This is a genomic window from Bradyrhizobium australafricanum (assembly GCF_020329495.1).
GTDB lineage: Bacteria > Pseudomonadota > Alphaproteobacteria > Rhizobiales > Xanthobacteraceae > Bradyrhizobium > Bradyrhizobium australafricanum.
Genome location: NZ_JAGKJL010000028.1, coordinates 25,979 through 45,350, shown reverse-complemented (window position 1 = coordinate 45,350; position 19,372 = coordinate 25,979). Strand labels below are relative to the sequence as shown.

The window sequence follows — 19,372 nt, the reverse complement described above, 5'->3', positions numbered from 1 at the left end:
CGCCCGCCACCTGATCGACCGGAGACACGCGATGAAACGCAATAAGAAGACGTGCGCGATCAGCAGCGGCGTCGCGGCCAGCCTGCTTGCCGTCGCCATCTTGGCCGGCGCGGCGATTCCGGCCGTGGCACAGCAGTTTTCCGCCGACCTCGTCGCGAACAAGGACGACACGGCAACCGCCATGGGAGCCTTGCGGGTCTCCGGCGGAAAAGCACGGATCGAGACAAGCGCGCTGCCCGACGGCTTCTTCCTGATTGATACGGGCAAGCCCGCGGCCTATTTCGTCCGTCCGGCGGCACGGGCTTACATGGACGCGCGGCAATCGAGCCCGCTCACCCGGATGTTCATTCCGGTCGATCCGGATGATCCCTGCCGGCAATGGCTGGCGATGGCGCAGCTGTCCGCGCCGATCGACCTCGCGACGTGGCACTGCGAGCGCGATGGAGTGGAAAGGATCGCGGGGCACGATACCGACGTCTTTCGAATCGCCGCGCCATTCGGCTTGAGCTTTGTCGGCTGGATCGACCGCGCGCGCAGATTTCCGGTACGGATCAAGACCGCGGACGGGACGGTGATCGCTGCCGATCACATCCGCGACGAGCCGCAGCCGGCGCAAACGTTTGAAATCCCCGCAGGCTTGCGCAAGTTCGACCCGCAAGCGCTGATCCGTCGGATCCAGCAGAGCGACGTATGGGTTGAGCCGCCGGCTTCGGAGTGAGCACGCCGTCCGTTATTGCGACTGCTGGCTTGTTACCGGCAGGATCCGGCCGAGCGCGGTGTAGTGCGACTGATGCACGTTGCTGTTGAACAGCGACCAGGGTTCGGCCTTTTTCAGGGCGACGGGTACGTCGAAGTGCACCAGCTGCGCAAAGTTGCGATATTCGGCCATCGCATCGTCGACACGGCCGGCGGCGACGTCGAGATCGATGCGGCGCAGGGTGAGAACGAGGTCCTTCAGGATCGCGCGCGCCGCCAGCCGCTCGTCCTTGCCACCGATCGCGGTGTTCCTGATGTCCGGGATGCGCTCGGTCAGTTCGCGCAGCTCGGCCCCGACCCCGGTCACGGCCAGTGACACCACCGCGGTGTCGGCAGCCGGGATCGCGACCTCGAGGACGCTCGAGAGCTCGAGCACCTCTTTCATCCGGAGCATGACGCCGTCCTTATCGAACGGGCGTTCGCCGTCGCCGACCGCATTCAGATAGGCCACGAGGTCCTGGGTGTCCTGGGTCGACAGTTCGAGGTCGAACACACGATCGAAATGATCGACCACCTGTTCATAGCTGTCGTAGCGGCCATCGTGGAAATACGGGGCGTTGAAGTTGGCGTTCAGCAAAGTCGGGGTCTTGACCAGTCCACCGGATCCGACGTCGTGGCGCATCTGGTCGTTGAAGGTACCACCCGGAACATGACAACCGGCGCAGCTCAGCTCGGCCTGCTTCGGGAACGGCTTGAAGAACAGCGCCTCGCCGCGGCGCTCGGCCAGGCTCGCCTGCGCGGCAAGCCTGCCGCCGGGTGCAATCTTCGGATTGGGGAGAAAATCGATATCGTTGATATAGGCGACGAGGCCGTCGAGAACCTCGTCGCGCGGCTTCGGACCGGAAAATTCATTGACGATGACATTATAGACGAAGTCGCGCAGCGAGGTGATGCGCCCGTCATGTCCGTAGGGGGCGAGGAAGCGGGCGCCGCGCAGGCTCGGAATCCTGACCGGATCGAGGATGCTGTTGAACGTCTTCGCGTTGAAGGCAAGGCTGGTCGTATCGAAGGTGCCGGGGCGGGAGGATGCGCCCGGAACGAACAGTTTCGGGTTCGATGCGCCGTTGACGTGACAGGTGCCGCAGCTCATCTCGGCCTGACGCGCCTTGCCGCCCAGGATGGAAGGCAAGTTGAACGCGAGATCGCCGAGATTGACCAAATAGGATTTTCGCCCGCCGACGGCCTCGGAATGAAAGAGCTCGCGTGGCCGCGCCAGCGCTTCCTCGGAAAATTCGGTGCCGGCCGGCAGCACGGTCTGGTCGCCGCCGAGCGGGAACGCCGTCGCGCGCAACGGGAGCAGGGCAACGACGAGCGCCAGCCACGCGACCCGTGCCGGTCTGACGCCGCGATCGGCAGCTGTCGCACGATGTTTTCCGGAGCCGGACGCCAGAATATCCAAAGCCATTGCGCGAAAACGCCCCTGTCACAAATGCATATGCGCTGCCGTGCGTCGGAAGATGTCACGGAGGTGACAGTTTCCTGTCGGCAGGATCAATGACCGTCTGACTGGATAGACGAATTTTGATTGCGGTTTGATGACGCTCGATCAGCGAACCGCAACGCAGTCTGCGTTTGACAGGACGAAAGTCTGTTGGTGCGCGAGCATCCGTCCGCGCGTTTGCGCGCGCGTCGAAAAACAGTCATCCCAGCGAAATGTGTTTTGCATAGCGTGTAGCTCCATTTCTATTTCTTTCTAAATCAGGAGAGCACTATGCGGCTTTGGGGAGCCATTCCGGCGCTCGCGGTTGTTGCTGGCGCCGTTGCCATCTCGCCGGTAGCAAACGCAGAGAATTTGGTCGAAAAGATCGTTGATGAGTTTAAGCACGAGATCAAGGACGAGCTGCGCGACCTGCGGGATCGTGGCCATGAAGGCGTGCACCAGTACAAGCACATCGTCGTCATCTATCAGGAGAACCACAGCTTCGATAACCTCTACGGTCACTGGGGCGACGTCGGCCGCGACCGGATCAACGGCACATCCTATGCCGATCAGGCGCACACCCTGCAGGTTCGGCAGGACAACCAGACCGTCTATGCCTGTCTGCTGCAGAACGACGTCAACCTGACTTCTCCGTCGCCGCAACCGACGAGCTGCACCGACAATACGGGCACGGTCGCGATCCTGAGCGCCTTCAAGAACAAGCCGTTCGAGATCAATGAATTCATTCCGACCTCGGCCACGACCTGCCCGAAGCCGCTCGGCGCTTTCGCGGCTCACGGTTTCCTCAACGGCACCGGCGCGCCCGGCGGCTGCACCGCGGACATCGTGCACCGCTTCTACAGCGAGCAGTACCAGCTGAACGGCGGCCGGCAGAACCGCTACATGACCGGCAGTGACGCGGCCGGTCTGGTGATGGGCTATTACGACACCAAGAAGCTGCCCATCTACACCTATCTCCACGGCAACGGCGCGCCGAACTACATCATCGCGGACAGCTTCTTCCAGGGCGCCTTCGGCGGTTCGTTCCTCAACCACCAGTTCCTGGTCGCCGCCGCGGCGCCGCAGTTCGTCGGTGCCCTGAATGACGGCAGCGCTAACGACTTCCACTCGATCGTCGATGCCAACGGCATGCCGACCAGCACGCCGCTCTACACGCCGCTCTCGACCGTGAAGGATGCGCAGCTGACGGCGAAGTGCAATCAGGCCGGCCTGCCGGCGGGCCTCGCCTGCGGCGACTACGCGGTCAACACCACGCAGCCGTTCTATCAGCCCTATTCCCCGGGCACCGCCGACATCAAGCGCCTGCCGCCGCTGCACACGCCGAACATCGGCGATCGGCTGTCGGCAAAGCACGTCGATTGGGCCTGGTATTCGGGCGGCTGGTCGAACGCCAACGGCGACGTCGGCGCTTCCGGCTGGACCAACGGCAACGGCACGACCTGTACCGACCCGAACCATGTCTCCACGGCGGTGTTCCCGAACTGCCCGGACGTGGATTTCCAGTACCACCATCAGGCGTTTAATTACTTCGCCAACTATGCGCCCGGAACGCAGGCCCGCAAGGATCACCTGAAGGACGAGGCGGAGTTCATCCAGGCGGCGAAGACCGGCCGGCTGAAGCAGGTCAGCTTCATCAAGCCGATCGGCGAGGAGAACGAGCACCCGGGCTACACCAGCGAGTCCGAAGGCAGCCAGCATCTCGTCGATCTCGTCAAGGCGATCGTCGAGGGGCCGGATGGCAAGGACACGCTGATCGTTATCACCTACGACGAGTTCGGCGGGCAGTGGGATCACGTTCCTCCGCCGCCGTTCAATCGTCATGGTGCCGAAGCCAAGGCTGCGGACCAGTGGGGCCCGGGCACCCGCATTCCGGCGCTCTTGATCGCCAAGCGCTTCAACAAGTCGGGCGTCGCGCATGAGGACTTCGACACCACGTCGATCCTCAAGATGCTCGAAAAGCGCTTCGACCTCGACCCGCTGGTGACCCGCCCGGTGCGCAGCCTCTCGGCGGCGCTGAAGGCCGGCGAGGGCTGGCACTGATACGAGAAACGCTGCCGGCCCGCGTCAACGTCTGATGCGGGCCGGAGTGCCGGCCACGCGCCCAAGGGATCGCTACACGAAGGGATCGCTACACGATCAGATCGTGTAGCGGATGGGTCACGACGGCGTCCGGCGTATGGTCCGGGAAGAAATCTGTTTGGTGCTCCGGGACCGGCCCAACTGCCGGCGTTCCACCAACTGCAACTCCTTGTGCCAGCTGGAATCCAGCGGAATCGGCTTGGCGGCCGAACCACGCGAGGCTTTGATCGAATTGTGGAGGGGACGAAGCTCCCTGCTGTTCAAGGCTCGAAGGCTCCGCGAAATGAAAGGACTGCTCGGTCGTTCCCGACGTTCCGCCGTCTACAAAGGGCAAGATTGCCTGAGACAACGCCGCGTCCTCGTGGCTACTCGTTGATATCGGACTAACATCGGGCGCTGGAGCGCTGGCGCCGACCGGCGGCGCGGGGCTGTCCGGGCTGGCGGCGAAGATGAAGGGGTCCATCCCCGCCGTGTGGCACTGAATATCGACCTGAAGGTTGCTCGTAGCCGAATCGCCGTCCGCATCGACCGCCGTCACATCGAACAGCAGATCCGCATTGATGCTCGTCTTTTCGGTATAGCTGATGTTGTTGATCGCGAAGGTGGGACACCCGGCTTCCACCCGATCGTAATCGACCTGGACTTGATCGAACGACCTGTCAACGTAAAGCGTATACGTCGTCGTCGTGGCATCAAAGGTGTAGGTGTCGATCAGCGAAGCATCCGATGTCTCCTGCACCACGAAGCCGGCACTGCCGCAGAGCGGCCTGGGAACATCGATGCAGAAGTCGTGAACGTCGGCGCTGCCATCAAGAACCTTGAGGATCACACCGGCGGTGCCGTAGCCCTGCCATTCCGTGAGATTGAAGCCGACCTGCGACTGCTTCTCGGTGAACGCGAGATTCAACTGCTCGGCCGGGTCCATCTGCAGTCCACTGTCGCCGACCGCAATACCGCAGTCCGATGCCTTGACATCGAGCGGCTGGCCGGCGCAGTCCGACCCGGTAATAACCAGTTGTCCGTCCGGAGCCGTCAATGACGGCGTGCCGCAGATCGGGGCATCAAAATCGGAGCCATGGACGGTGACGTCCTTCGATGGCCCGGCGTGCTCGAGATCAAAGCAGAATGTTCCATCCGGATTGATCAGCAACTTGAAATAAGGATCGTCCAACCTGCCGCCGCAATCGGTAAGATACGCGTCGAGTTCGACGCCGCCGCCCACTTCATGGGTCGTATAGTAGAAGTTGTAGTCATCGCCATGTCCGGTGACGTGCACCGCGGTGACGCCGTTGCCCAGGCATGATGTGGCCAGATCATATCCCGTGCAGCCGACTGGACCGTTGTGGACGGCAACGAACATCGCGGCATCGCCATCCGCGCCGAAATTGATATCGTAGGTACCTGTCGCAGTCTGATGATCCTGAGCGGCGACGAAGGTCTCCGGGAAGCCGCAAATGGTCGGGTGATCGTCCGTGATCGTCAGTTGCTTGCCGAGGTCGATGCACGCGCTCTGGAAGTCGCCGTCCTTGTCCGTGATGGTGGCAACCAGGCTTACGACGCCGGCGGTCAGCGACACGGCTTCGCCGCTGTCAGGGCCGGCGCAGGCCGGATGCGTCACCGCGCGATATTCGGTGAAGGTGACGCATCCCGTGGCCGGATCAACCGCGATGGTGAATGCCAGCGCGCCACTTGCTGTGCCGACATGGCCTTCGATGGTGTTGCCGTTCAGAACCAGCACGTCGGAGCAGCCGGTATGCGAATCGATCAGCCCGGATGGGGTGCAGTCACCTCCGTTGAGCGTCAGTGCATAGTGAGTCGTCGCGCCGTCGGCGCCCTCGAGCGAGGTGAACGCCGTCGAGAAATCGGCGGAAATTTTCGTTAGCGCGGCGTCCGGTGCCGAGCCCGCGACATGGTCGTCCAGCGCCGTTGCCGTCAAGTGCGTCTCGCTCAGCGTCAGCGACGGAGCGCTGCAATTGGCACGGATGCAGGGGCCATCGTCGCTGATGGTCAGCCTGCTGCCGAGGTCGAGGCCGGCGCTCTGGAAGTCGCCGTCCTTGTCCGTGATCGTGGCGTTCAGGCTCACGATGCCCGCGGCCAGCGATACGGCTTCGCCGCTGTCCGGGCTGGTGCCGAGCGGTTGCTCCACCGGCCGGTAGTCGGTGAAGGTCACGCGTCCCGTGGCCGGATCGAGCGTGATGGTGAATGCCAGTGTGCCGTTGGTCGCGCCGACGCGGCCTTCGATCGTGTTGCCGTTCAGAACCAGCAGGTCAGCGAGGCCGGTATGCGAGTCGATCAGCCCCGACGCCGTGCCGTTGCCGCCGGTGATCGTCAGCGCGTAGCGGATGGTCGCGGCATCGGCGCCTTGCACCGAAGTGAACGCCGTCGAGAAATCGGCGAAAGTCGTCGTCAGCGCCGCGTCCGGCGCCGAGCCGGCGATGTGGTCGTCCAGCGCTGTTGCCGTCAGATGCGTCTCACTCAGCGTCAGCGATGGGGCTGTGCCCGCCGCCTCGATGCGCGGGCCATCGTCCGTGATTGTCAGCTGCTTGCCGAGATCGATGCTTAGATCCTGGTACTGGCCGTCGCTCTCCGTGACCGTCGCGATCAGGTTGACGAGGCCGGTCCCCAGCGCGATCCCTTCGCCGCCGTCAGGGCTGGTGCCCGACGATTGTTCGACCGCGCGGTGCTCGACGAAGGTCACGCGGCCCGTGGCCGGGTCAACCGTGATGGTGAACGCGAGCGCCCCGCTTGCCGTGCCGACATGGCCTTCGATGGTGTTGCCGTTCAGAACCAGCAGGTCAGCGAGGCCGGTATGCGAATCGATCAGCCCTGACGCCGTACCGTTGCCGCCGGTGATCGTCAGTGCGTAGCTGACCGTCAGACCCGGTTCGGTGACGAATGCCGCCGAGAACTCGCCTGATGTCGTCGTCAGCGCGGCGTCCGGTGCCGAGCCGGCGATATTGTCGTCCAGCGTCGTCGCTGTCAGATGGGTCTCGCTCAACGTCAGCGATGGCGCGGTTCCGATCTCGATCAAGGGGCCGTGGATGGTGAGTGTCACCGTCTGCGGGGTTCCGCCGATCGTGGTCACCGTGAAGCTGTCGGTCAGCGTGTTGCCGACATGGAGGGCTTGCACGGAGCTGTTAGCGTTGTCGAGCGTATAGGTCCACACGCCGGCCGTTGTGAGCGTGAATGAGCCGTAGCCACCTGCGCTTGTCGTCGGCGCGTTCACGGCAGTGAAGGTATTGGCGGGATCGTCGACATCGGTGTCGGTGAGCGTGCCGTTTGCGATGAGCAGGCCGGGCGAGGCATGACTGACGCCGACCGCACCCACCACCGAGCCGGCCATGGTGCCGGAGATGATGGAGGCGTCGTCGGCGCCCAGGATGCTGATGTCGAAGCTCTCGCTGGCCGAAAGCGCGCCGTCCGAGACCGTGATCACGAAGCTCTGGGTCGTGTTGGCCTTCAGCGCGTTGATTGCGGTATTGTTCGGAACGAAGGTGTAGTTTCCGGTCGCGCTGTTGAGATAGAGCGTGCCAAATGTACCGACGCTCGACACGTCGTATGTCGCCTGTCCCAGCACCGTATCGCTTGTGGCGCCTCCGCTGATGCCGAATTTCAGTGCGCCGCCCTTGATGCTGCTCGCGGAAAAGGTCCCGCTCGCCGCATTGAAGTCGTCAAATATCACCGTATCGATTTCAGTCGGCCCCGCTCCGAGGTTCAGCTTCGGCGGAACCGGCGGCAGCTTGAAGAGATCATTTTTCGCGAAGGTCGCCACCGGTTGCGGCCCGAGCGTATCTTGCACCGGCGACAGCGGGGACTGCTGAATAAAATTGATCGGCAGCAGCAGTTGGCCGCCTTCGAGGGCAGGCATGCCGGACCCTTTCGATGCCGGTCCTTTCTCGAAATAGGCAAGGGTCTCCTGTTGGGCCTCCCGTAATTCCTCCATGTGCGAAGGGGAATTCGTGGCATGGTTCACGCCGACGGAGGAGCCTCTTCTGCTCAGGATGATCGTCTCTTCGGGATCCTCGACGACGATGTGACGGGGGATCGCCTCCTTGGTGACGAGTTCGAACACGCCGTGGTGGAGGTCCTTGTATTTGATGTTGTCGTCGTCCAGGAACGTGACGTTCGGCTCCGCGGCCCGGGCGTCCTCCAGCAGCGAGAAGGTCAGGGCGGCCAACGACAGCATGCCGAGGCCACTGGCGCGGATAGTGCCAACCGGTGTGTCCGCCGTCAGGACGCCAGACCCCGCGAGCCGGCTGCCGATGAGGCGGAAGAGGCTTCTGGTTTTCGCGAACAGGCCCGGCCGCAAGCCCCCGCTGGGGTCCTGCGCAATGTCCAACTCCAGCCGGGTGCCGGCCGGCAAATTGAGCGCCCTGCCATCGACCAGGCGGATTTCGATCCGCCCGCCGGCTCCGACCTCGATGACGTCACCCTGGCGAACGGGATCGCCAGCCACGATTTGAATCGGTATGCCGCGGGCACGCGCGATTGTGCCGCAGCCGATCGCCGTCCGAACAGTGCCAACTACACGGGGCGGCTGGCCCAAAACGGCCATGCACGCGTCCCCGAACTCTACGCCGGACGCAACTGACATTGGCTTTTTGCCTGTTAGGCAGTTCGAGCGGAAAGTGGCGCCGCAGTCTTTTTATTTTGGCTTGGTTCGGCCACGCGGCGAAAAACCCCGCGCCGTCAGCCATAGGCTTGTCCGCTGAAACGTCCTGATTGAAACCAAATTCGGCAGTAAAAATGGAATTCCAATACTGCGGGGAAGCCTTACGAAAAGGACAGAACAGCTGTCCTTTATCGCGCGTGCAGCCCCGCAAAATTAATAGTATGATTACCATGCAAATTGTCCACTTATTAATTTTTAGTCGAACTGCGTCAGGCATTTAGGCCTGTCTGCGACAACTCGTTTGGCACTCAAGGTCCTGCGGTCTCGGCCCGGTGGTCCCGATCACCATCGAGCCACGACACGACAAGATCTTCTCGTGGAGGGGATCGTGCGCATCCATTTGATTGTTCAATTGCTTGCAAGCTTCGTCCTGGCGCTCGCAATGCTCACGTCCGGCCAGGTTCAGGCGCAAACCGAACCGGACAATATCCAATTGAAATTCATCGGAAGGGTCGTAGCCGCCACTGGTTCGGTCACGATCGAGCATCCGAATGCAGTCGTCGTTCAGGCAGGGCTGCCCGGCAAACTACCTCAGGCGCAGGTTGGCGACCCCGTTTATCTGGGCGACGTGGTGCAAACTGGAGCTGACGGACGCGTCGGGATCAATTTCTCCGACGGCACTTCGTTCAATCTGTCGAGCAACGCCAAGATGGCGATGACCGAGTTCGTGTACGACCCGAACGGCAAGTCGAACTCGACCTTGCTCAAACTGACCAATGGGACGTTCACCTTCGTTGCCGGCAACATTGCGAAGACCGGCGACATGAAGATCGACACCCCCGTGGCAACGATGGGCATTCGAGGCACCACGCCACGCATCGAGATATCGGACGATGGAACGGTGAGGTTCGCCACGCTCGTTGAAGAGGGCAAGAGCAAGGTCAGGAAGGTCGGGACACGAACGCCGCAGCAACCTGAGCAAAACACCCTCCACAAGTTCAATCCCAACATCTGTCGAGGGTGCTAGGCCAGGCGCAGCCCGTTTCGTGCAAGCAAGGCCCGATATGAAATTTCGTGCAAGCGCCGGCGCAATTGTCAGCCTGATATCGCTTCTCGTTGCGACGCTCCCCGTGTTGCCGGCGGTCGCGCAGAACCCGAAGAAGGATAGCTATCTCCGCACTATCGGATTGTGCAGCGGCCTCGATCGCACGCCGGCCGATGCGCGCATTGCTGCCTGCACGGCGCTGATCGATGCGGGGCAGGACATGACCCAGGCTGGCCTCGCGATCGCCTACAACAACCGTGGCAACGCCTACGCCGCCAAGGGAGACTACGACGGCGCCATCCGGGATTTCGATCGATCGATCGAACTCAATCCGACCTACACCAAGCCGTTCAACAACCGCGGCGTGGCCTATCTCAGGAAGCGCGAATATGATCGCGCAACCGACGCCTTCGATGAGGCCATCAGGCTCAACCCGAACTACGGCGAGGCCTTCGCCAACCGCGCCGGCGCCTATTTGAAGAAGAACGATTATGCACGCGCGGCGCAGGACTACGATGAGGCAATTCGCCTCGAGCCGAAGCTCGACGGGGTGTGGAACGGACGCTGCTGGAGCCGGGCCATCCTCGGCGAATTGCAGGCGGCGCTGGAAGATTGCAACAAGGCCCTTCAATTGGCGTCAACCAACGCCGCGACGTATGACTCGCGTGCCCTTATCTATCTGAAGACCGGCGAGCTGGGCGCGGCGATCGCCGACTACAGCTCCGCACTTCGCATCGATCCCAAGCTCGCAAGCGCACTTTATGGCCGCGGCCTGGCGAAGTTGAAGCAGGGTGACAAGGCCGGCGGCAATACCGACATGGCGGCGGCCAAGGCGATCCAGGGCAGCATCGGCGACGATTTCACACGCTACGGCGTGCGATAGGCGAGTGGTCGACGAGCCGCAGTAAGGTGCACCGGCTCGATGCTGTCGCCGCGGATGCGCCCGGCCAGCCGGCTAGTCCATGATCTCGACCGTCGCCGAACGGCCGGCGACCAGCGCGATGCGATCCGGCAGGTGGTCCAGCGCGATGCGCACGGGGATGCGCTGTGCGAGCCGAACCCAGCTGAAGGTCGGGTTGACGTTTGCGAGCAGGCTCGCGCCTGCCGCGCGGTCGCGATCCTCGATGCCGGCCGCAATGCTCTCGACATGTCCGGTGAGCCGCACCGGCTCGCCCATCAGCCGGATCTGCGCCTTGTCGCCGACGCGAATGCGCGCGAGCTTGGTCTCCTCGAAATAGCCCTCCACATGCAGCGTGTCGGTGTCGACCAGCGCCATCACGCCCTTGCCTGCGGTGACGTAAGCGCCCGGCCGCAGGTCCATATTGGTGATGGTGCCGTTCACCGAAGCGTGCACCTCGCTGCGATCCAGATTGAGCTGCGCGACGGCGCGGTCGGCGACCGCCTGGTCATAGGCCGCCTTGGCCTGCAGCTGCGTCGCCAGAACCTGCTCCTGCTTCTGCTGCGACACCGCATCGGTGGTCAGCGAGCTGTAGCGTTTGAGGTCGGCGTCGGCCTGATCCAGCGTCGCGCGATGGCCGGCGACCGCAGCATCGGCCTGCTTCAGCGCCAGGGCAAAGCGGGCGCGATCGATCCGGAACAGGATGTCGCCGCGACGCACCGGCTGATTGTCCCTGACCAGCACGTCGGTGACGAAGCCGGAGACGTCGGGAGCCACCTGGATCACGTCGGCGCGAACCCTGCCGTCGCGGGTCCACGGCGATTCCATATAGTAGACCCAGAGCGCGCGAGCGACAGCGAGTGCAGCGATGACGGCGACCGCGGTCAGCGCAACCCGGCCGAGCCAGGCGAAATTCCCTTTCATGGCAGAAACTCCGAAAGATAAACCACGACGCCGAGCAGGCATACATACAGGGCGAAATTGAACAACGCGCGATGCCACACCAGCCGGTAGAACCCGAAGCGCTGCATGATCCGGCTCGCCACTGCGCTCAATGCATAGGCGACGATCAGCCACAGCAGCAGCGCCGGAACGAGCACGCCGTAAATGTCGAGCTCATATCTCATGCGGCAAAGCTCTCCTCGGGCTGCGATCGATACGCGGGTGCATCCGGAAACAGGCCGCGGCGGATGCCGACGAGGCCGAGCAACGCATCGTCCCGCGCGCGCTCATTGGGGTCCTTGACGACCGCGGTCAGCGCCGCATCGATGCATGACAACAGTTCGGCCGGCATTGCCTGGTCCGCACGGGCGCGAAACGCCGCCGCGAGGTCGTCCAGCATGTCGTCGATGGCACGCACGGTCACTGCGGCGAGGCCGTAGCGGGCCCGCCGGAGGTCGATGATGTTGAGCCCGATGCGGAGCTGGACCAAGCTGTCGGCATCGCGGCGGTCGCTCTCGGAGATGAAGGCGATGCGCTGGACCAATAGTCCGAGCCGATGCAGCATCAGGCCGGCAAACTGCGCGCGATCGCCGTGGCCGCGCCGCTCGGCCGCGACCGCGAGCGCCTGCCAACTCGACGTCATCAGCCGCTTGGCGATCCATTCGGCGCCGACGCCGCGCGCGATCCGCGTCACGATCTCCGCGATGACAACACCGAGGAAGAAGGCGACGGACGTGTTGGCGAAACTGGCGAAATCCGCGCTGTAGGTCGACTGCAGTGCGAGCAGCGTCGCGGTGTTGGCGGCGAGCGCCATGCCGATCGGCGCGGTCTTGGGCCGCGCGATCAAAAAGCCGTATAGGAGGAAGGTCGGCGCCAGCGCCGCGATCAGGACCTCGACATGGGAGATGCCCGGCACCAGCGCGAACTGATAGATCGCGACGATGACGATCGCGACCAGTGAAAACAGGCCGAAGGCCCGGATGCTGCGCGCTGGCTCGTCCTGCGCGGCGAAGAACGAGCAGGCGACCGCCGCCATCATCGGCGCCGAGGCGCCATCGGCCCAGCCGGTCGCAATCCAGAGGACGCAGCAGATCAGGATGGCGACCGCTGCGCCCGCGGCCGACCACAGCGCCATGCCGTGGTCGCGATGACGGACCGGTGCGGCCCCCGACTCCGGGTGGAACGCCAGCGGGACGCTGGAGATATCCTGGCCCGCGGCAATCGCATCGCCCAGCGCGCGGCAGTCGGCCGAGATATCGACAAGCTCGCGCAGCCGGAGCAGCAGGCTGATCGTGATGATGCGCTGCCGCGGCGCGATGCCGTCGAGCGCGGATTGTCGCTCGGCGATTGCAGCGCGGATCTGCTCGCCGGATTGCCGCTGGCGGTCCTCGTCCACGATCCATGCGGCGAGATCGTCGACCAGGCGCCGTAGCTCTGGTTGCTTTTGCAGCGCGGCCTCGCCGAGTGCGGCAAGCCGGTCTTCGATCGACGTGATGATCGGCAACAGCATCAGCATGCGCAGCCGGACCTCGCCGAGGCCACGCACGGTGCCGACGTCGGCCAGCCGGTCATAGGCGACATGGGTCGCCAGCGTATCGATCTCGACGATGTCGGTTGCAAGTCGAAGGCGTTGGGCCCGGCGCGTTTCGCCGGTCCCGCGGTCAAGCAGCGCGTCGCGTGACAGACGGCGCGCATCCGCGAGCCAGCTCCTGATGCGACCGCCGACCGCCGGCGCGACGCTGCGGGGAAACACCACCGTCGACACCAGGCTCGCACAGATGATGCCGAGCGAGATCTCCTCGACCCGCGCCAGGGCTACATCGAAGATGCTGCCCGGTTCGGCCACTGACGGAAAGCCGATCAGTGCGACGGTGTATCCGCCCAGCATGAAGACATAGCTGCGCGGCGTGCCGTCGAGCAGCGACAGATAAAGGCAGAGCCCGACCCAGAGCGCGATCGCGAGGCACAGCAGTTCCGGCGCATTGACCAGGTTCGGCACCAGCGCGACCGTGACGCTCGCGCCGACCAGCGTACCGATCACGCGGAAGAACGCCTTCGAGCTGGTCGCGCCGGCCAGCGGCTGCGAGGTGATGTAGACCGTCGCCATCGCCCAATAGGGACGCGGCAGATCGATCGCCAGGGCGATGACGAGCGCCAGCATCGACGCCGCGAACGTCTTCAACGCGAAGATGAGATCCGCGTGGCGGACCAGGAACGGCTCTTCCGCGCGCATGACTATTTCGCCTCTGGAGCAGTCCTGGCTGGCGTAGTCCTGGCGTCCTGCAGGCGGCTCGCCCGCTGCTCGATGAGCTGCAGCGTCTCGAAGGTTACCGCAAGTTCGGCGCTGCCGATATCCTTCAGCAGGCTGGCCCGCACGCGGCGCAGTACCCGGTTGATCTCCTCGACCTTGGCTCCGCCGGTCGCGGTGAGATGCAGCGTCTTGGCGCGCCGGTCGGTCGGGTCCTCGCGACGCTCGACCAGGCCTTCGGACTGCAGCAGATCGATCAACCGCACCAGTGAAGGCCCCTCGATCCCCAGTTCATCGGCCAGCACGCCCTGCCGGACGTTCTCCCCCTGGCGCGACAACACCAGTAGCGGAATCGCCGTCGCGTAGGACAGGTCGTGGTCGGACAAGGCCTGATCCGACTCGCGGCGCCAGATCCGGGCCAGCCTGGTCACCAGGCGGCCGATCTCGGCGTGGATATGGGACTGCGAAGCCGGCATGCAAATTAGATAGGATACGAACTATTAGGATGCAATAATATAGCTCCGAACATCGCGGATGATCACGCGAATGCGATCCTGCGTGAGGAAGCGTCAATACTGCTGCGGGATCGACCTCGATGCGCTGGTTATGCTCGGTTGCGGGCGGACCTTGAGCGCGGCGGGTTAGGAACACATCGGGATACAGATGCTTCTGTCCTTGAGGAGATTGTCATGAACAGAAAGCCTGTAACGCGGGATTCCGGACGCTCGAGCGACTGGGGTTCCCACGCGCAAACCGACAAGCCGTGGAAGGGACACCCGGAGAAGGAGCAGCGCTCTGGGGATGCGAAGCGCTCAGGAGACGCGAAGCGCTCTGGAGACGAGAAGCCGGACCTGGAAAGTGGCATGAATCGAACACGCATTGATGCGCGGAGATAGTGAATGTCCGCCTTTCACTTCGCGATCGTGAATGATGAGCGTGTGATCGATGCAACCGGTCAGCCGGTTACCGACCGCGATGAAGCCATTGCCGTCGCCAAGCGGCTCGCCATCGACCTTGCCGAGACGCGACAGGAATATCTGGGACGCGGCTACTTCATCTCGGTGATCGGCAGCGACGCGCGCGAAATTCACCGCGAAAGCATCGACAGCGCCGCGAAGAGCGGATGAACGATGCCGCCCCGGCGGGCGGCAAGAGAGCAAGGCTTTAAGAGCAAGGCTTTGAGAACAAGGCTTGGAGAGACCGAATGGATATGGGCCTTGAAATCATCTACGGCATCGGAGCGCTCGTGCTGCTGACCGCTTTGATCTTCGGCGTGCTTCAACACCATTTTCGCAGCAGGCGCGCGGTGCAGGCCGGCGAGGATGCCGTCCGCGAAAGATACAAGCGGAACGAGACCTGACGCAGCGCCGCTGGCGCAAGGAGGAGACGATGGGATTGGCTCAATATGCGGTGATTGCGTCCGGTGAGGAATGGGGCGTCCTGCACGACGGCAATCTCAACGGCGGATACGCCACCAAGGAAGCTGCATTCGAATCGGCGGCGGCCGCCGCGGCACTGGCGATCAGGATGGGGCACGAGGTCCACGTCAGCGTTCCCGGACGCGAGGAGGGCGAGGCAGCCCTCACCAAGCGACCCGCCTGATCCAGATCACAGCAGTACGGCTTGCATTCGGTGTGAGGACGGCGCGCGCCAGCGCTCTACGGATCGAGCTCAGTATCCCAGTAGAGATAATCGAGCCAGCTCTCGTGCAGATAGTTCGGCGGAAACAGCCGGCCGTTGCGGTGCAGCTGATGCACCGTCGGGGCGTAGGGCGTCTGCTTCGGAAACATCTTGGCCTGCTGCGGCGTCAGATTGCCTTTGCGCAAATTGCAGGGCGAGCAGGCGGCGACGACGTTCTCCCAGGTGGTCTGGCCACCCTTGCTGCGCGGAATGATGTGATCGAAGGTGAGATCGTCGCCCGACAGGCAATACTGGCAGCTGAATCGGTCGCGCAGGAAAACGTTGAACCGGGTGAAGGCGGGGTGGGTGGTCGGCTTGACGAAGGACTTGAGGGATACGACGCTCGGCAGCTGGATTTCGAAGGAAGGACTTCGTACCGCCCGGTCGTAATATTCGACGATGTTGACACGATCGAGGAACACCGCCTTGATCGCGTCCTGCCAGGACCAGAGCGACAGCGGGTAATAACTCAGCGGCCGGAAGTCCGCATTCAAGACCAGCACCGGCCAACCGCCTTGCGAGACATGTGCGTTCAAATAACGCTCCTGACTCCCATTAGCTGCGAAGCAGCATGCACTCACATACTACAGGCAGCGTGACGGGATTGTGAAGAGCAATGAGCGGCTTATCCGCCGCGCCCTGCCATGTTCCTGCCCCGATTGCCTCCCGCCCGCGAGGCCCGTAAAGGGAGCCGCAAGGCCCTGTCGGCCAGTGACGGACCCTGCCGATGACCACGACCTCAAGCTATCTCGAGGCGCCGCGCCGGTTGCGCGCGTTCGTGCGCGCGCACGAGACGAGCCTTGTGGTGCTGGCGGTGCTGATCGGCGCCATTGGCGGCCTCGTGGTGGCGGTCATGAGCGGCCTCGTCACGGTGCTGCATTCGGTGCTGTTCAATCTGCCGCTCGGCGACCGGTTGTCGAGCCAGCCCAGCATCGATCCCGTGCGCGCGCTCGTGGTTCCTACGATCGGCGGCCTGCTGCTGGGATTTGCGTTCCTTCTGTTGCTTCGGGTCCGGCCGGCCCGCGAAATCGACCCGATCGAGGCCAACGCGCTTTATGGCGGGCGGATGTCGTTCCGCGGCAGCGTGATCGTAGCGCTGCAGACGATCTGGTCGAGCGGCGTCGGCGGCTCGGTCGGGCTCGAGGCCGGCTACACCCAGCTCTCCAGCGGCCTCGCCGCCTCGCTCGGCCGCGGCTTTCACCTCCGCCGCAACGACCAGCGAATCATGGTGGGCTGCGGCGCGGCGGCAGCGATCGCCGGCGCCTTCAGCGCGCCGCTTGCGGGCGCGTTCTACGCTTTCGAGCTTGTGATCGGCGGCTATACGCCGGCCAGCCTGACTCCGGTCGGCGTGGCGGCGGTGACCGGCTACTTCGTCGCCCATGCCTTCGAGCCGCTGCCGCTCGGCGTCGGCGTCGGAACCGTCGGCGATGTGCTCGGGCGGGATCTTGCGATTGCCGCGCTGCTCGGCATGGTCGCGGCGCTGACCGGTATTGCGATCATGCGCGGGGTGACGCTGTGCGAGGCGATGCTGACCAAGAGCCGGCTGTGGCCGCCGCTGCGGCCGGCGCTCGGCGGGCTTGCGGTCGGCGCGATGGCGCTATTGACGCCGCAGGTGATGTCGTCGGGCCACGGCGCGCTGCGCTTCGCCGGCATCGTGGCGATGCCGCTTGCCTTCATCGCCGGCGTGTTCGCGCTGAAGGCGGTTGCCTCGATCATCTCGCTTGGCTCCGGCTTTCGCGGCGGATTGTTCTTCGCCACGCTGTTCATGGGCGCGCTCGGCGGCCGGCTGTTCGCCGCCGGCGTCGACATCGTGTGGCCGGGTCTGAACCTCGACCCCAACGCCTATGCGGTGATCGGCATGAGCGCGCTGTCGGCCTCGGTGATCGGCGGTCCGCTCACGATGTCGTTCATCGCGCTGGAATCCACCGGCAACCTCTGGCTCACGACCGCGGTGCTGGTCGCGGTCATCATCTCGACCACGATCACGCGCGAGTTGTTCGGCTATTCGTTCGCGACCTGGCGTTTGCATCTGCGCGGCGAGACCATCCGCAGCGCCGCCGATATCGGCTGGATCCGCGATCTCACGGTCGGCAAGATGATGCGGCAGGACATGACGACGGTGAACGCCGCGATGCCGATCGAGGCGTTCCGCGAGGAATTCCCCCCGGGCTCGAAGACCCAGGTCGTCGCGGTCGACGGCGAGGGGCATTACGCCGGGCTTGCGCTGGTCGCCGAAGCGCATGCGCCCGATCTCGAGGCCGACAAGGGGCTTGCCGCGATTCTGCGCTACGCCGATGTGGTGCTGCATCCCGGCATGAACGTGCAGGAGGCGATCGCGGTGTTCGACGCGGCCGAAGCGGAATCGCTCGCCGTGGTCGAAGGCGACGGCGACCGGCGGCCGATCGGCCTGCTCACCGAAGCGCACGCGATGCGGCGCTACGCGGAAGAATCCGAGCAGCGCCGCCGCGAGGTGATCGGCGAGATTTGATTTCGCGGGCGATAGCCAAGGCGTCGGGCAGCAAACGGGATTGATCTTAGTCGCGGCGCTCGCTGCCTGATCCGTCATCCTGAGGAGCGCGGAACGCGCGTCTCGAAGGATGCACGGCCACTAGCCGGGCCGTCGACCCTTCGAGACGCGCGCGATGCGCGCTCCTCAGGGTGACGGTGATGGAGCGGAGTTCAGGTCCGAATCCGCTCCAGCTTCTGCAGGCATCGCGTCACACGCACCGCGGCCGGCATCTCAGTGTCCGGAAAGCTGGTCTTCCAGTCGGTGACGCCGACTTCGCCGACATAGATGTCGCCGCGGGAATCCAGCGCGATGCCGTGCGGCGCCAGGAATTTGCCGGTCTCGACGCCGGGGCCTTGCTCGCCGCCGAGGCGCGCGATGCGCTTTCCGGTGTGATCCACGATCGACAGCCGCGGGCCGAGATTGGGCACCTTGCGATTCACCGCCATGCCAGGGCCGAGCTCGCCGATCACGAAGTTCGGCTGCTTGCCACCGCCGCAGCAGCACAGCGCGCAGGGCCGGTGCAGGTTGTTCCACTGCGTTTCGTATCTGCCGTTGCCGTCGAACACCTGGACGCGGTGGTTCTCGCGGTCGGCGACATAGACCCAGCCGTCGGCGTCGGTCGCGATGTTGTGCACGATGTTGAACTGGCCGGGGTCGGTGCCGGGCTCGCCCCAGGTTTTGATCAGCTTGCCATCCGGCGTGTATTTGTGGACGCAGGCATTGCCGTAGCCATCGGAGACATAGATCTCGCCCTTCGGCGACAGCGCGGTATGGGTGCAGCGGTGGAACGGCTCGCCGCTCATGAACGGCGCCGGCCTGTTCGGGATGCCGATCGTCAGCAGCACCTTGCCGCCGGTCGAGCATTTGCGCACGGTGTGGTCGCCGTCATCGGTGCAACAGAGATTGTCGTGGGCGTCGATATGCAGGCCGTGGGTACGCGAGAACACGCCTTCGCCCCAGCTCTTGATGAAATTCCCCTCGCGGTCGAGCACCACCATCGGATGGTCGCCGCGGTTGAAAACGTAGACGCGGTCCTTGCTGTCGACCGCGACGGAGGCGACATCGGTCAGGCTCCAGCCGTCGGGGAGTTTTACGAAGTTCTCCACCACGCGATAGCGGTGTTCGCCGGTGCCGAGGGTGGTTGGCATAAGATGTCTCCCCA

16 protein-coding genes and 1 pseudogene are annotated in these 19,372 nt (G+C 64.0%); 9 read left to right on the top strand and 8 right to left on the bottom strand.

Going from position 1 to position 19,372, the window contains the following annotated elements; genetic code table 11:
• Positions 1-31: 31 nt before the first annotated feature.
• A complete protein-coding gene (locus tag J6525_RS24110) occupies positions 32-718 on the top strand; it encodes a hypothetical protein (RefSeq protein WP_225646567.1) in 687 nt (228 codons plus the stop codon).
• Positions 719-730: 12 nt separating this feature from the next.
• Here J6525_RS24110 and J6525_RS24105 read toward each other — a convergent pair whose 3' ends face one another.
• Positions 731-2,161, bottom strand: coding sequence for a cytochrome c peroxidase (locus J6525_RS24105; protein WP_225646566.1), 1,431 nt, complete (start codon positions 2,159-2,161; stop codon positions 731-733).
• A gap of 306 nt (positions 2,162-2,467) precedes the next feature.
• On the opposite strand from J6525_RS24105, the gene J6525_RS24100 reads away from it, so the two are divergent.
• Positions 2,468-4,237 carry an alkaline phosphatase family protein gene (locus J6525_RS24100; RefSeq protein WP_225646565.1) on the top strand — a complete coding sequence of 590 codons (1,770 nt, stop codon included), beginning with the start codon at positions 2,468-2,470 and terminating at the stop codon, positions 4,235-4,237.
• Between the two features lie 88 nt (positions 4,238-4,325).
• Here the strand turns inward: J6525_RS24100 and J6525_RS24095 are convergent, their stop codons facing one another.
• On the bottom strand, positions 4,326-8,732 hold the full coding sequence (locus J6525_RS24095) for a DUF5801 repeats-in-toxin domain-containing protein (protein ID WP_225646564.1): 4,407 nt from the start codon (positions 8,730-8,732) through the stop codon (positions 4,326-4,328).
• Positions 8,733-9,264: 532 nt separating this feature from the next.
• Between J6525_RS24095 and J6525_RS24090 the strand changes: the two genes are divergently transcribed.
• Positions 9,265-9,915 carry a FecR family protein gene (locus tag J6525_RS24090; RefSeq protein WP_225646563.1) on the top strand — a complete coding sequence of 217 codons (651 nt, stop codon included), beginning with the start codon at positions 9,265-9,267 and terminating at the stop codon, positions 9,913-9,915.
• 37 nt (positions 9,916-9,952) lie between these two features.
• Complete coding sequence (locus tag J6525_RS24085) at positions 9,953-10,816, top strand: tetratricopeptide repeat protein (protein WP_225646562.1); 864 nt, start codon at positions 9,953-9,955, stop codon at positions 10,814-10,816.
• A gap of 72 nt (positions 10,817-10,888) precedes the next feature.
• Here J6525_RS24085 and J6525_RS24080 read toward each other — a convergent pair whose 3' ends face one another.
• From J6525_RS24080 to J6525_RS24065, 4 genes are read right to left on the bottom strand one after another with little or no spacing between them, the layout of a single operon-like run.
• Positions 10,889-11,755: an efflux RND transporter periplasmic adaptor subunit gene (locus tag J6525_RS24080; protein WP_225646561.1), complete on the bottom strand. Its 867-nt coding sequence runs from the start codon at positions 11,753-11,755 to the stop codon at positions 10,889-10,891.
• Complete coding sequence (locus J6525_RS24075; RefSeq protein WP_092080457.1) at positions 11,752-11,958, bottom strand: DUF1656 domain-containing protein; 207 nt, start codon at positions 11,956-11,958, stop codon at positions 11,752-11,754. Before J6525_RS24075 ends, J6525_RS24080 begins: the two co-directional genes overlap by 4 nt.
• On the bottom strand, positions 11,955-14,006 hold the full coding sequence (locus J6525_RS24070) for an FUSC family protein (RefSeq protein ID WP_225646560.1): 2,052 nt from the start codon (positions 14,004-14,006) through the stop codon (positions 11,955-11,957). Before J6525_RS24070 ends, J6525_RS24075 begins: the two co-directional genes overlap by 4 nt.
• Positions 14,007-14,008: 2 nt before the next feature.
• On the bottom strand, positions 14,009-14,497 hold the full coding sequence (locus J6525_RS24065) for a MarR family winged helix-turn-helix transcriptional regulator (RefSeq protein ID WP_225646559.1): 489 nt from the start codon (positions 14,495-14,497) through the stop codon (positions 14,009-14,011).
• Positions 14,498-14,710: 213 nt separating this feature from the next.
• Here J6525_RS24065 and J6525_RS47540 point away from each other — a divergent pair.
• The 4 genes and pseudogenes from J6525_RS47540 to J6525_RS24050 all read left to right on the top strand — a co-directional run bounded on the left by J6525_RS47540 (position 14,711) and on the right by J6525_RS24050 (position 15,623).
• Positions 14,711-14,904: pseudogene (locus tag J6525_RS47540) on the top strand (hypothetical protein).
• A gap of 16 nt (positions 14,905-14,920) precedes the next feature.
• Positions 14,921-15,148, top strand: a complete 228-nt coding sequence (locus J6525_RS24060; RefSeq protein ID WP_092080482.1) for a DUF6894 family protein — start codon at positions 14,921-14,923, stop codon at positions 15,146-15,148.
• Between the two features lie 77 nt (positions 15,149-15,225).
• A complete protein-coding gene (locus J6525_RS24055; RefSeq protein WP_225646558.1) occupies positions 15,226-15,381 on the top strand; it encodes a hypothetical protein in 156 nt (51 codons plus the stop codon).
• A 29-nt stretch (positions 15,382-15,410) separates the two neighbouring features.
• Positions 15,411-15,623, top strand: a complete 213-nt coding sequence (locus J6525_RS24050; protein WP_225646557.1) for a hypothetical protein — start codon at positions 15,411-15,413, stop codon at positions 15,621-15,623.
• 56 nt (positions 15,624-15,679) lie between these two features.
• On the opposite strand, the gene J6525_RS24045 is transcribed toward J6525_RS24050, so the two are convergent.
• Positions 15,680-16,237 carry an HNH endonuclease gene (locus J6525_RS24045; RefSeq protein ID WP_016845270.1) on the bottom strand — a complete coding sequence of 186 codons (558 nt, stop codon included), beginning with the start codon at positions 16,235-16,237 and terminating at the stop codon, positions 15,680-15,682.
• Between the two features lie 191 nt (positions 16,238-16,428).
• Here J6525_RS24045 and J6525_RS24040 point away from each other — a divergent pair, with 191 nt between their 5' ends.
• Complete coding sequence (locus J6525_RS24040; RefSeq protein ID WP_092080485.1) at positions 16,429-18,189, top strand: chloride channel protein; 1,761 nt, start codon at positions 16,429-16,431, stop codon at positions 18,187-18,189.
• Positions 18,190-18,380: 191 nt separating this feature from the next.
• Here the strand turns inward: J6525_RS24040 and J6525_RS24035 are convergent, their stop codons facing one another.
• Positions 18,381-19,358: a peptidyl-alpha-hydroxyglycine alpha-amidating lyase family protein gene (locus J6525_RS24035; RefSeq protein WP_225646556.1), complete on the bottom strand. Its 978-nt coding sequence runs from the start codon at positions 19,356-19,358 to the stop codon at positions 18,381-18,383.
• Positions 19,359-19,372: the final 14 nt, after the last annotated feature.

What these genes read in the sequence shown, in the direction of transcription:
- J6525_RS24110 (WP_225646567.1), top strand. Translation starts at nt 32, where the DNA reads ATGAAACGCAATAAGAAGACGTGCGCGATCAGCAGCGGCGTCGCGGCC.
- J6525_RS24105 (WP_225646566.1), bottom strand. Translation starts at nt 2,161, where the DNA reads ATGGCTTTGGATATTCTGGCGTCCGGCTCCGGAAAACATCGTGCGACA.
- J6525_RS24100 (WP_225646565.1), top strand. Translation starts at nt 2,468, where the DNA reads ATGCGGCTTTGGGGAGCCATTCCGGCGCTCGCGGTTGTTGCTGGCGCC.
- J6525_RS24085 (WP_225646562.1), top strand. Translation starts at nt 9,953, where the DNA reads ATGAAATTTCGTGCAAGCGCCGGCGCAATTGTCAGCCTGATATCGCTT.
- J6525_RS24080 (WP_225646561.1), bottom strand. Translation starts at nt 11,755, where the DNA reads ATGAAAGGGAATTTCGCCTGGCTCGGCCGGGTTGCGCTGACCGCGGTC.
- J6525_RS24075 (WP_092080457.1), bottom strand. Translation starts at nt 11,958, where the DNA reads ATGAGATATGAGCTCGACATTTACGGCGTGCTCGTTCCGGCGCTGCTG.
- J6525_RS24070 (WP_225646560.1), bottom strand. Translation starts at nt 14,006, where the DNA reads ATGCGCGCGGAAGAGCCGTTCCTGGTCCGCCACGCGGATCTCATCTTC.
- J6525_RS24065 (WP_225646559.1), bottom strand. Translation starts at nt 14,497, where the DNA reads ATGCCGGCTTCGCAGTCCCATATCCACGCCGAGATCGGCCGCCTGGTG.
- J6525_RS24060 (WP_092080482.1), top strand. Translation starts at nt 14,921, where the DNA reads ATGTCCGCCTTTCACTTCGCGATCGTGAATGATGAGCGTGTGATCGAT.
- J6525_RS24055 (WP_225646558.1), top strand. Translation starts at nt 15,226, where the DNA reads ATGGATATGGGCCTTGAAATCATCTACGGCATCGGAGCGCTCGTGCTG.
- J6525_RS24050 (WP_225646557.1), top strand. Translation starts at nt 15,411, where the DNA reads ATGGGATTGGCTCAATATGCGGTGATTGCGTCCGGTGAGGAATGGGGC.
- J6525_RS24040 (WP_092080485.1), top strand. Translation starts at nt 16,429, where the DNA reads ATGACCACGACCTCAAGCTATCTCGAGGCGCCGCGCCGGTTGCGCGCG.
- J6525_RS24035 (WP_225646556.1), bottom strand. Translation starts at nt 19,358, where the DNA reads ATGCCAACCACCCTCGGCACCGGCGAACACCGCTATCGCGTGGTGGAG.